The 11,762-nt window shown below is 34.9% G+C and carries 11 protein-coding genes and 1 pseudogene; 11 read left to right on the top strand and 1 reads right to left on the bottom strand.

The features are described from left to right. The first annotated feature begins 8 nt into the window (after positions 1-8). Entirely contained in the window at positions 9-965 is a 957-nt protein-coding gene (metF, locus tag ACM55I_RS04700; protein ID WP_416845618.1) for a methylenetetrahydrofolate reductase [NAD(P)H], read from the top strand. Between the two features lie 71 nt (positions 966-1,036). Here metF and gldA read toward each other — a convergent pair whose 3' ends face one another. Beyond that, on the bottom strand, positions 1,037-1,933 hold the full coding sequence (gldA, locus tag ACM55I_RS04695; RefSeq protein ID WP_416845617.1) for a gliding motility-associated ABC transporter ATP-binding subunit GldA: 897 nt from the start codon (positions 1,931-1,933) through the stop codon (positions 1,037-1,039). 146 nt (positions 1,934-2,079) lie between these two features. Between gldA and ACM55I_RS04690 the strand changes: the two genes are divergently transcribed. The 10 genes and pseudogenes from ACM55I_RS04690 (at position 2,080) to aroA (ending at position 11,654) form a co-directional block, all read left to right on the top strand. Further along, a complete protein-coding gene (locus ACM55I_RS04690) occupies positions 2,080-3,333 on the top strand; it encodes a dicarboxylate/amino acid:cation symporter (protein WP_416845616.1) in 1,254 nt (417 codons plus the stop codon). A gap of 426 nt (positions 3,334-3,759) precedes the next feature. Further along, the gene (locus ACM55I_RS04685) at positions 3,760-4,587 is read left to right on the top strand and encodes a prephenate dehydratase (RefSeq protein ID WP_416845615.1); all 828 of its coding nucleotides are present in this window, start codon (positions 3,760-3,762) and stop codon (positions 4,585-4,587) included. Further along, on the top strand, positions 4,584-5,729 hold the full coding sequence (locus ACM55I_RS04680) for an aminotransferase class I/II-fold pyridoxal phosphate-dependent enzyme (protein WP_416845614.1): 1,146 nt from the start codon (positions 4,584-4,586) through the stop codon (positions 5,727-5,729). The genes ACM55I_RS04685 and ACM55I_RS04680 overlap by 4 nt, the downstream gene beginning before the upstream one ends. 82 nt (positions 5,730-5,811) lie before the next feature. Continuing rightward, positions 5,812-6,669, top strand: coding sequence for a prephenate dehydrogenase (locus ACM55I_RS04675; RefSeq protein ID WP_416845613.1), 858 nt, complete (start codon positions 5,812-5,814; stop codon positions 6,667-6,669). A gap of 87 nt (positions 6,670-6,756) precedes the next feature. Then, positions 6,757-7,839, top strand: a complete 1,083-nt coding sequence (locus ACM55I_RS04670; protein WP_416845612.1) for a chorismate mutase — start codon at positions 6,757-6,759, stop codon at positions 7,837-7,839. A gap of 269 nt (positions 7,840-8,108) precedes the next feature. Beyond that, positions 8,109-9,086 carry a ribosome small subunit-dependent GTPase A gene (gene rsgA, locus ACM55I_RS04665; RefSeq protein ID WP_416845611.1) on the top strand — a complete coding sequence of 326 codons (978 nt, stop codon included), beginning with the start codon at positions 8,109-8,111 and terminating at the stop codon, positions 9,084-9,086. A gap of 16 nt (positions 9,087-9,102) precedes the next feature. After that, positions 9,103-9,462 (top strand): annotated as a pseudogene (locus ACM55I_RS04660) (four helix bundle protein). Positions 9,463-9,514: 52 nt separating this feature from the next. Further along, on the top strand, positions 9,515-9,967 hold the full coding sequence (gene dtd, locus ACM55I_RS04655) for a D-aminoacyl-tRNA deacylase (RefSeq protein WP_416845610.1): 453 nt from the start codon (positions 9,515-9,517) through the stop codon (positions 9,965-9,967). A 1-nt stretch (position 9,968) separates the two neighbouring features. Further along, positions 9,969-10,295, top strand: a complete 327-nt coding sequence (locus ACM55I_RS04650) for a nucleotide pyrophosphohydrolase (RefSeq protein WP_039110839.1) — start codon at positions 9,969-9,971, stop codon at positions 10,293-10,295. A 120-nt stretch (positions 10,296-10,415) separates the two neighbouring features. Further along, positions 10,416-11,654, top strand: coding sequence for a 3-phosphoshikimate 1-carboxyvinyltransferase (aroA, locus tag ACM55I_RS04645; RefSeq protein WP_416845609.1), 1,239 nt, complete (start codon positions 10,416-10,418; stop codon positions 11,652-11,654). The last annotated feature ends 108 nt before the right edge of the window (positions 11,655-11,762 follow it).

The following is an 11,762-nucleotide window of genomic DNA, read 5'->3' as shown; positions in this document are numbered from 1 at the left end:
TAAAGAAAATGAAAGTAACACAACATATAGAAGCCGCCAAAGGAGAAACATTATTTTCTTTTGAAATTATTCCGCCTCAAAAAGGCAAAAGCATTCAGGAATTATATGATAATATTGATCCGTTGATGGAGTTCAAACCGCCTTTTATAGACGTAACGACTTCTCGCGAAGAGTATATTTATATAGATAAAGGCAACGGTTTATTAGACAAAAAATTGACCCGAATGCGTCCGGGGACATTGGGAATTTGTGCTTCCATAAAACACAAATACAATGTAGATACTGTTCCTCACTTGCTTTGTGGCGGGTTTACCCAAGAAGAAACCGAGTATATGTTAGTGGATTGTCATTATTTAGGAATTGATAATGTGATGGCATTGCGTGGTGATGCGATGAAACATGAGCAGTCTTTTGTGCCAAAAGAAGGAGGAAATAATTTTGCCGTAGATCTGGTTAAACAAATCAACGAGTTGAATTGCGGAAAATACTTGCATGATGTGATGGATATTGATAACAAAGCCAATTTTTGTATTGGAGTTGCAGGGTATCCAGAAAAACATTTGGAATCTCCTTCCTTAATTTCAGATCTAAAAAGACTGAAAGAAAAGGTAGAAGCAGGTGCTGATTATGTGGTGACTCAGATGTTTTTTGACAATGCAAAATACTTCGAGTTTGTTGCCAAAGCTAGAGAAATGGGAATTACGGTTCCTATTATTCCGGGCATTAAACCTATTGCAGTGCAAAGACACTTACAAGTATTGCCACAAATTTTCAGAATCGATTTGCCGGAAGACTTGATTCATGCAATAGATCAATGCAAAAATAATACTGAAATCAGACAAGTAGGGATTGAATGGGCGATTCAACAATCTTTAGAATTGAAAGCGGCCGGTGTTCCCGTGTTGCACTATTATTCTATGGGAAAATCAGAAAATATTCGACAAATAGCGAGTAAGGTTTTTTAATTCTCCAATCGTATTTCATAAAAAAAGCTCGTTTAAAATCAATTTTAAACGAGCTTTTTTTTAGTTTTAAACTACTTCGTAATCTCTCTAAATACGGCCTCCAAGTTTTTATTCTTCTGATTGAGTTGCAACGTTTTTAAGCCATTGGCATTCGCAAAGTCAAAAACAGCGGGACGCATGTCTTTGCCTGCTTTAAAAGTTAATTCCCAAATCATATCGTGCGTATTTTTATAAGAAACAAGATTTTCGATTTTGGAAATGGCTTGTTCTTCGATTTTATAATCAAATTCCACTTCAATAACTTGCTCTTTGTCTTCAGAAATTAAGTTGTCCAGTTTTTTATCAGCTACAATTTTTCCGTTATTGATGATGATCACACGGTCGCAAATAGCTTCTACTTCCTGCATAATGTGCGTAGACAGGAAAACGGTTCTGTCTTTTCCTACGTTTTTAATGACATTACGAATTTCCATTAATTGATTCGGGTCTAAACCAGTTGTTGGTTCGTCGAGAATCAAAACATCGGGGTTGTGTAATAAAGCATTGGCCAGTCCTACACGTTGGCGGTATCCTTTAGATAATTGTCCTATCTTTTTATGACTTTCGGTGCTTAAGCCAGTCAATTGAATTACTTCTTCAATGCGAGATTTAGCTACTTTATAGACATCGGCATTAAAAGTTAAATATTCCCGCACATACAAATCCAAATACAACGGATTGTGTTCCGGTAAATAACCAATAGAAAGCTGCACCGCTTTTTGTTGGCTGTTTACATCATGCCCATTTACCAGTGCTGAGCCTTCGTCGGCATTGATGTACGTTGTCAATATTTTCATCAAAGTCGATTTTCCGGCACCATTTGGACCTAAAAAACCAACAATTTCTCCTTTATTTACAGAAAATGAAATGTTGTCGAGTGCTTTTTGAGCACCATAACTTTTGGATATGTTATTAACCTCTATTGACATGGAATTTTATTTGTTGCAAAAGTAAACAGAATAATCATTGATTTATTGTTTTTGTAGGTCAATAAGTAAAAAGACCTTCGTCAAAGTTTCCTCAGTAAGATGATATTCTCTTTTAGATTTATATATTTACGATAAACTATATGGATATGAATTTAAAAAATACACAATCGGGCAGTTTCTTAAAAAACTACAAAAGTATTTTATTGCTACTTGGAGGGATTCTGGTAGGAAGTATATTGGGTTTAGTTTTTGGAAAAGGAGTAGAAGTGATTAAACCTTTGGGAGATATATTTCTGAATTTATTGTTCACTGCAATCATTCCTTTGATATTTTTTACCATTTCATCTTCGATAGCCAGTTTAGAAAAGTCAGAGAAACTAGGACGATTATTTGTGATTGTAATTGGTGTGTTTTTAAGCACCGTATTGATTTCGGCTATTTTAATGATTATTGGTGTATTGTTATTTCCAATTCAGCAAGATATTATCATTTCAAAAATTCCGTTAGAATCGATTCAGGCAAGTTCAGCAGGTTCACAAATTACACAATTGCTTACCGCTAATGATTTCTTCGAATTGTTATCTCGTAAGAATATGTTAGCGCTTATCATATTCTCTTTTTTAATAGGATTTGCCAGTTTGCATTCGGGTGAAAAAGGGAAAGATTTCAGTCGGTTCTTGAATTCAGGAAACGAAGTGATGAAACAATTGCTGCATATGATTATGAAAACAGCTCCAATAGGTTTGGGGGCATATTTTGCGTATCAGGTTGGGATTTTTGGACCACAATTATTTGGGGCATATGCAAAACCTTTAGGGCTGTATTATGCAGTTTGTGCTTTTTACTTTGTCGTGTTTTTTAGTTTGTATGCTTTTATTGCTGGAGGACGAAAGGGATTGAATGTGTTTTGGAAAAATAATATCACTCCATCATTAACTGCATTGGGAACTTGCAGCAGTATTGCAACAATTCCTGCTAATTTGGAGGGAGCGGAACGTATGAATATTCCAAGTCATATAAGGAATGTAGTTATTCCATTAGGTGCGCCTTTGCATAAAGATGGTTCCAGTATGTCGTCTATTATAAAAATCGCTGTTGTTTTTGCGATGTTTGGTAAAGATTTTACGGATCCGTATACCTTGCTCACCGCTATCGGGATTACGGTGATTGTTTCAGTTGTCGAAGGCGGAATCCCAAATGGTGGTTATATAGGCGAAATTCTGGCGATAACTGTTTATGGATTTCCAATGGAGCAGGCTTTGCCGGCGGCGATGATTGTGGGAACTTTAGTAGATCCCATGGCGACCTTATTGAATGCTAATGGCGACTTGGTTTCGGCGATGCTGGTAACCCGAATTGCGGAAGGAAAAAAATGGATTTTGGTGAAAATGGCTACTTAATTTGTTTTCCGAATAGGAATTGGTTAAAAAGGCATTTTGAAATCGGTAAAAAAGAGACATTTTTTTATTTATTTTGTAATATAAAGCAGTTTTAACAAAGAATTCTTTTTTTGTTACATAAAAATAAATATTTTTTTTGGTTGACTTGAAATAAGTTATACATTTGCATAGAAATTATTAAAAAACAGAGAATACAATGTCTAATAACCGTTTTTACTTTAGCAATACTTATTATTTCTTCTTTAGGAAGTAAGGGATTGTGCTATGGTTATTTGAAAAACAACAAACAAATAAAACTAATATACAATCCTGATGAAAATCAGGATTTTTTTTTGAATATAAATGAAATAAGCATGACGAATTGATGGAACACAAACCATGATTTATGTAAATTTCATTTTCAAATAAAATAAATAATAACTTAGAATGAGAACTAAGATTGCAATACAAGGTATAAAAGGCTCTTTCCATCATCAGGTGGCACAAGATTATTACTATCAGAATGTTGAAGTAGATGAGTGCTTGTCTTTTGAAGAATTGGTGGATAGTTTATTGTCTGGAAAATCAGACGAAGCAGTTATGGCTATAGAGAATTCTATTGCAGGACCAATTATTCCGAATTATGCCTTGATCGACAAAAATAATTTGCACATCGTAGGAGAACATTATTTGGATATTCATCAAAATTTAATGGCGTTGAAGGGGCAAAAAATTGAAGATATTCAAGAGGTACATTCGCATCCAATGGCATTATTACAGTGTATGGAATTTTTGAAAAAATATCCAAACATAAAATTAGTTGAAGATAAAGATACGGCTGAAACGGCCAGAAGAATACATCAAAATCAGTTGAAAGGAATAGCTGCAATTGCGAGTAAAACAGCTTCTGAAATGTATGAATTAGAAATTTTGGCTCCGGAAATTCAGACGATAAATAATAACATGACACGATTTGTTATTATTAAAAAGGAGAATTCATTTGTTGAAGAAAACGAAATAAACCGAGCTTCCATTAAATTTGAATTGGATCACAAACGCGGGAGTTTAGCGGCGGTTCTGAATGTAATGAGTGATTGTAAATTGAATTTGACCAAAATACAATCGTTACCAAAAATAGAAACGCCTTGGAAATATTCCTTTTTTGTGGATGTTACTTTCGAAAAATACGACGATTATGCTAAAGCAAAAGCATTGCTGACCATTATGGCGGAATACTTTAAAGTTTTAGGCGAATATAAAAACACAAAACCATGATTACTACAGCAAAACGTCTGGATATAATTGAAGAATACTATTTCTCCTCAAAACTGAGAGAGGTTAGACAATTGGCTTCTGAAGGGAAACCAATTATCAATATGGGAATTGGAAGTCCGGATTTACAACCTTCACAAGCAGTTGTTGATGCGGTAGTTTTGGCGATGCAAGAAGAAAGTGCGCATCAATACCAAAGTTATCAAGGGTTGCCGGAATTGAGAAAAGGAATGGCTGATTTTTATCAGAACAACTTTCAAGTGGAGTTGAATCCAAATACTGAGATTTTACCTTTGATGGGTTCGAAAGAAGGGATTATGCATATTTCACTAGCTTTCTTGAATGAAGGGGATCACGTTTTGATTCCAAATCCAGGATATCCAACCTACACTTCGGTGACGAATCTTGTTGGAGCTGTTCCCGTTTATTACGATTTAAAAGAAGTAAATAACTGGGAACCGGATTTTGAAGCTTTGGAGAAATTAGATTTATCGAAAGTGAAAATCATGTGGATGGGTTATCCGCACATGCCAACAGGAGCAAGAGGAAGTTTACAGTTATTTGAAAAATTGGTGGCTTTCGCCAAAAAACATCAGATATTATTAGTCAACGACAATCCGTATAGTTTTGTTTTGAATGACAATCCGATGAGTTTGTTGCAAGTGGAAGGTGCAAAAGAAGTGGCTTTAGAATTGAATTCTTTGAGTAAGACTTTCAATATGGCAGGCTGGAGAGTTGGAATGGTTTTAGGAAATGCAGCTTGTATTGACGCCGTACTAAAAGTAAAAAGCAACATGGATAGCGGTATGTTTTATGGGATTCAAAAAGGAGCTATTGAAGCTTTGAAAAGTGACAAGACTTGGTTTGAATCGATGAATGCGATTTATAGAAAACGCAGAATTCTTACCGAACAACTTGCTGAGAAATTGGGTTGTAAAGTATACAAAGAAGGTGTTGGATTATTTGTTTGGGCAAAATTGCCGGACGGAATCACATCGGCAGAGAAATTTATTGATGAAATTTTATACGATAAATCTATTTTCATTACGCCGGGAACAATTTTTGGTAGTAATGGTGAAGGTTACATCCGATTTGCGCTTTGTGTAAAAGAAGAAAAAGTACAAGAAGCTATAAATAGATTTTAGATTGTTGATTAACGATTCTAGATTTCAGATTTCAGATTTTCCTGCAAGTTTTAAATTTTTTTGTAGGTATAAAAATAAAACGATGAAAGTATTTGTAATAGGAATAGGATTAATTGGTGGTTCGATGGTATTGGACATCAAATCGCTACATCCGGATGCGACTATTTATGGAATTGACACTAACGAAAGTCATTTGCAGGAAGCAATTGCTTTAGGAGTTGTTGATGCTGGTGCGACTTTTGATGCTTTAGTAGATGCAGATTTTGTAATCGTTTCTGTTCCGGTTGACGTTGCTTTGACTGTTTTGCCAAAAGTGTTGGATGTTATTGGTGATACTACAATTGTTTTTGAAGTGGGTTCGACAAAGACGCCTATCTGCGAAGCGGTTGCCAATCATTCTAAGAGGCGGCATTTTATTGCAACGCATCCTATTGCAGGAACGGAGTTTTCAGGACCTTCGGCGGCGATAAAAGGATTGTTTCAAGGGAAGACGAATATTATTTGTGAGGTGGAGAAAACGACTTTCAAATTACAGGAAAAAGCATTGCAACTTTTTACTGCTATGGGAATGAGAATTCGTTATATGGATCCAAAATCGCATGATAAACACATTGCTTATGTATCGCATTTATCGCATATCAGTGCATTTATGCTGGGAAAAACGGTAATCAATAAAGAGAAAGACGAGCAGGATATTTTTGATATGGCCGGTTCTGGTTTTGAAAGTACGGTTCGTTTGGCCAAAAGTTCACCGGCAATGTGGACGCCTATTTTTAAACAAAACAGGAAACAAGTGGTGAAAACATTGGATGAGTATATTTCTAATTTATCAAAGTTTAAGGAATTATTAGAAAAGGAAGATTACGATGCAATTTATAATGAAATGCAAAGTGTGAATAAAATAAAAGAAATATTAAACGGAATAAATATAAAAAAGTAATCAGCATTTATACCGAAGCTTCAGAAGCTGGTTACAGTTAAAGAAAACAACACAGAATAAAATAAAAAAAAGTAAAAATTAGAAAAGATGGAAAACAAGAAAGAAATGAGAAATTGGTTGAATGAATTCAATTTGACTCATCCATTTGTGATCGCAGGACCTTGTAGTGCTGAAACAGAAGAACAAGTATTGAAAATTGCACATGAATTGAAAGATTCAGATGTGAGTGTTTTTAGAGCAGGAATTTGGAAACCAAGAACGCGTCCGGGAGGATTTGAAGGTGTTGGAGAAATAGGATTGAAATGGTTGCAAAAAGCAAAAGCAGAAACAGGTTTACTAATGGGAACTGAAGTTGCCACTGCAGCGCATTGTAAATTAGCTTTGGAACATGATATTGATGTATTATGGGTGGGTGCACGTACAACTGCAAATCCATTTGCGGTTCAAGAGATTGCTGATACTTTAAAAGGTACTGATAAAATTGTATTGATTAAAAACCCTGTAAATCCAGATATGGCTTTATGGTTAGGTGGAGTAGAGCGTTTATATGCTGCTGGAATCAAGAATTTAGGAGTTATTCATAGAGGTTTTTCAACATACGAAAAAACAAAATACAGAAACATTCCAGAATGGCAGATTGCGATTGAATTGCAAAGCAAATTTCCTGATTTACCATTAATCATTGACCCATCACATATTACAGGAAACCGTGAGATGATTCTTGAAGTGACTCAAGAAGCATTGGACTTGAATTATGACGGTATGATTATCGAAACGCATACTGACCCAGACAATGCTTGGAGTGATGCTGCGCAACAAGTAACGCCAGACGCTTTGAAACAAATTTTCAAAGATTTGAAAGTGAGAAAACATGACGATGCATCGGATGAATTTACCAATAAAATGACAAAATTGAGAGCGAATATCGATGTTTTGGATGCTAATTTATTGGAATTGTTAGGGAAACGTATGAAAGTTGCTGACGAAATTGGTCAAGTGAAAAAAGACGCTAACGTTGCCGTATTGCAAAACAATCGTTGGAACGAAATCCAAGAGAAAATGATTTTGGAAGGTGGTAAAAAAGGATTGACAGAAGAATTTATAGTTAAATTATTCAAAAACATTCACCAAGAAAGTATTGGACACCAAGAAAAAGTGTTGAACGCATAAAATGATTTAGGATTGTAGATTAACGATTTCTGATTTTAGATTTCGGTGATCAGAATTTAAATTTTATGAAATCCCAAGACGTTATGTTTTGGGATTTTTTTGTTTTTAGAGTCTTCTTATATCAAAAATCAAAGTGCCTTTATCTTTGCAGCGTCTTAGATTTTAAATCTGAAATCTAAAATCGTTAATCTTCAATCAAAAATCCTTTATCTTTGCAAAGTCTACGGTTTTAAATCAAAAAATCGAATTCGTAAATTGTAAATTAAAAAATGACAGGACTCGTATACAAATCTACAGGAAGTTGGTACACAGTAAAATCCGAACAAGGTGATTTTATTGAATGCCGTATGAAAGGGAAATTCAGAATTAAAGGAATCAAAAGTACCAATCCTATTGCTGTAGGCGATGTTGTGGATTATGAACTCGAAGAAACATCAGACACTGTTACCGGAACCATTTATAAAATTCACGACAGGAAGAATTACATCGTTCGGAAATCAGTGAACTTGTCGCATCAGATGCATATTATTGCATCGAATATCGATAGGGTTTTTTTGTTAGTTACCATCAATAATCCACCAACGACATTCAATTTTATTGACCGTTTTCTGGTTACCGCCGAAGCATACGGAATTGAAACGATATTGGTTTTTAATAAAATAGATACTTTTGACGATGCTACCCTTGATGAGCAATTGTATATGCAGCATATATATCAAGAAATTGGATATAAATGTTTACGCGTTTCTTCTACTGAAATGAAAGGAATAGAGGAGTTGAAAGAAATGATGATTGGTAAAGTGAGTATGTTTTCGGGGCATTCTGGAGTGGGGAAATCAACTTTAGTAAATGCTATGGAACCTTCTTTACATCTAAAAACAAAAATGATTTCTGAAGCAAGTAAGCAAGGACAACATACAACAACTTTTGCAGAGATGTATGATTTGTCATTTGATGCCAGAATAATTGATACGCCAGGAATCAAAGGTTTTGGAATCGTGGATATGGAAAAAGAAGAAGTGAGCGGTTATTTCCCTGAGTTTTTCAAATTGAAAGACCAGTGTAAGTTTAATAATTGCTTGCATAAAGACGAGCCGAATTGCGCCATTAAAGCAGCTTTGGAAAAAGACGAAATTGCTTGGTCTCGTTATAGAAGTTACCTTAAAATTCTGGAAGGGGATGATGAACATTACCGCACCGATATTCATAATGAAGACCGAATAATTAGTGATAAAACGAGGGAATAGTTCTGAATTATGAATTATGGCAGATAATATTATAAAAACAAAGTCATTTGATTTTACTTTACGAATTGTAAAATTATATCAATTTTTAAGTACTGAAAAGAAGGGATTTGTTTTAAGTAAACAATTATTGCGAAGCGGCACTTCAATTGGTGCGTTAGTAAGAGAGTCAGAACACGCTGAAAGTAAACCAGATTTTATTCATAAACTTGCAATAGCACAAAAATAAGCTAATGAAAGTGATTATTGGTTGGAATTATTGTTTCAATCTGAATATTTGAAACAATCTCAGTTTAAATCTCTAAATTCTGACATAATCGAGATTAATAAAATCCTAGCTTCCATAATTATTTCAACCAAAAATAACTTAAAAAAGTAACTATGAATATTTATGATAATTCACAATTTATAATTTATAATTTATAATTATTTTGAAAGTTGTAATTCAAAGAGTTTCCTCAGCCTCTGTAACCATTGATGAAAAAATTGTAGCCAATATCCAAAAAGGTTTATTGGTCCTAGTTGGAATAGAAGACGCCGATACGCAAGAAGACAGTAATTGGTTAGTTGGTAAAATTGTAAACCTTCGTATTTTTGGAGATGAAAATCAGGTCATGAATTTATCCGTAAAAGATATTGATGGTGATATAATTGTGGTAAGTCAGTTTACACTTCATGCTTCCACCAAAAAAGGAAATCGTCCTTCCTATATTAAAGCTTCAAAACCAGAAGTTGCCATTCCATTGTATGAAAATTTTGTAAAACGTCTAGAAATGGAGCTGGGCAAGAAAGTTCAAACAGGTATTTTTGGTGCGGATATGAAGGTGCTTTTGTTAAATGATGGACCGGTAACAATACAAATGGACAGTAAAAATAAAGAATAAGATGAACTTAAAAAATTCCCAACTAGACGTTGACACTTGGATAAAAGAACACGGCGTTCGTTACTTTAATGAATTGACAAATATGGCACAGCTTACTGAAGAAGTAGGGGAAGTAGCCCGAATCATTGCCCGTCGTTACGGAGAACAATCCGAGAAAGAGAGTGATAAAAATAAAGACCTTGGCGAAGAACTAGCCGATGTGGTTTTCGTAGTCTTATGTTTGGCAAACCAAACGGGAATCGATTTACAAGCTGCTTTCGACAAGAAAATGGATCTGAAATCCGTTCGCGACAAAGACCGTCACAAAAACAACGAGAAACTCAAATAATTTGTGAATTATAAATTATGAATTATAAAGGAGGAGTGGTAAATTGCGCCTCTAAAGTATTTGAGTAGAAAGCTAAAGCTATAACTCATAACTCATAACTCATAACTCATAATTAAAAACATGAATTTACTGTTACAAACTTCCCAATCTGATTTACAAGCACAAATTGCAGTCACCGGCTCAAAAAGTGAAACGAACCGATTATTATTGTTGCAAGCGTTGTTTTCGAATATTACTTTGGCCAATACTTCGAACTCAGATGATAGTGAAGTAATGCAAAAAGCATTGAAAGGAAATGAGGAAATAGTAGATATTCATCACGCAGGAACAGCAATGCGTTTTCTTACTGCTTATTTTGCGGTAAACGAAGGTCGTGAAGTAGTGTTGACTGGTTCGCAAAGAATGACAGAGCGTCCAATAAAAGTTTTAGTGGAAGCATTGCAACAATTGGGTGCGCAAATCTCTTATGAAAATGAAGTAGGTTATCCGCCTATTCGAATCAAAGGACAAAAAATAACTGCTTTTAAGGTAAATATTCCGGCAAATGTAAGCAGCCAATACATTTCGGCATTGTTATTAATTGCTCCGAAATTGCAAAACGGCATCGAAATTACTTTGGTGGGTGAAATTACATCCATTCCTTATATCAAAATGACCTTGGCCTTGCTAAACGATTTAGACATTCAAACCAGTTTTGAAGGCAATGTAATAAAAGTATATCCAAAACAAGAAGTGGAATCGAAAGTAATGACTGTAGAATCCGATTGGAGTTCTGCTTCTTACTTTTTCAGTTTGGCTGCTTTGGCGGAGAACGCTGCTATTTCATTGACGAGTTATAAAGAAACTAGTTTGCAAGGTGATTCCGCTTTGGTTGAAATCTACAAGCAAATGGGAGTTGATACGCATTTTGAAGAAAACAAAATAACGCTTACTAAACAAGCGGACTTTATTCCTCAAACCGTAAATTTTGAGCTTAATAATACGCCTGATATTGCACAAACGATTGTCGTTACCTGCCTTGGATTAGGAATTGGTTGTCATCTTACCGGTCTTCATACGTTGAAAATTAAAGAGACAGACAGGCTGGAAGCACTACGAATTGAAATGACAAAACTTGGGGCTAACATAACAGTTACCAATGATAGCTTGACGCTCGTGGCTTCAAATACGATTAATCACAATGTGCCAATCGCTACGTATAACGATCACAGAATGGCAATGGCGTTCGCGCCTTTAGCTTTAAAAGTGCCAATAATCATCGAAAATGCCGAAGTAGTTTCAAAATCATATCCTGATTTTTGGAACGATTTAAAAAGTTTAGGCTTCGAAATTTCTGAAAATAAGAGTTCTAAAGGCTAGTCAATCAGCTGCTTTTGAAAATAAACAGCAAAACACTTGACAACGCCTATCTCACAATCGTATATTTGCACACGATTTAAAATTATGGCCTCAAAAATCATAATTCAC

It is taken from the genome of Flavobacterium algoris, assembly GCF_048158525.1.
In the GTDB taxonomy this organism is placed as follows: domain Bacteria; phylum Bacteroidota; class Bacteroidia; order Flavobacteriales; family Flavobacteriaceae; genus Flavobacterium; species Flavobacterium algoris.
This window is presented reverse-complemented; position numbering and strand designations above follow the sequence as displayed.

Excerpts from the sequence above, each read along its gene's own strand:
- rsgA (WP_416845611.1), top strand. The coding sequence starts at position 8,109 with ATGACAGGACTCGTATACAAATCTACAGGAAGTTGGTACACAGTAAAA.
- ACM55I_RS04670 (WP_416845612.1), top strand. The coding sequence starts at position 6,757 with ATGGAAAACAAGAAAGAAATGAGAAATTGGTTGAATGAATTCAATTTG.
- ACM55I_RS04680 (WP_416845614.1), top strand. The coding sequence starts at position 4,584 with ATGATTACTACAGCAAAACGTCTGGATATAATTGAAGAATACTATTTC.
- ACM55I_RS04650 (WP_039110839.1), top strand. The coding sequence starts at position 9,969 with ATGAACTTAAAAAATTCCCAACTAGACGTTGACACTTGGATAAAAGAA.
- gldA (WP_416845617.1), bottom strand. The coding sequence starts at position 1,933 with ATGTCAATAGAGGTTAATAACATATCCAAAAGTTATGGTGCTCAAAAA.
- aroA (WP_416845609.1), top strand. The coding sequence starts at position 10,416 with ATGAATTTACTGTTACAAACTTCCCAATCTGATTTACAAGCACAAATT.
- ACM55I_RS04675 (WP_416845613.1), top strand. The coding sequence starts at position 5,812 with ATGAAAGTATTTGTAATAGGAATAGGATTAATTGGTGGTTCGATGGTA.
- ACM55I_RS04685 (WP_416845615.1), top strand. The coding sequence starts at position 3,760 with ATGAGAACTAAGATTGCAATACAAGGTATAAAAGGCTCTTTCCATCAT.
- ACM55I_RS04690 (WP_416845616.1), top strand. The coding sequence starts at position 2,080 with ATGAATTTAAAAAATACACAATCGGGCAGTTTCTTAAAAAACTACAAA.
- metF (WP_416845618.1), top strand. The coding sequence starts at position 9 with ATGAAAGTAACACAACATATAGAAGCCGCCAAAGGAGAAACATTATTT.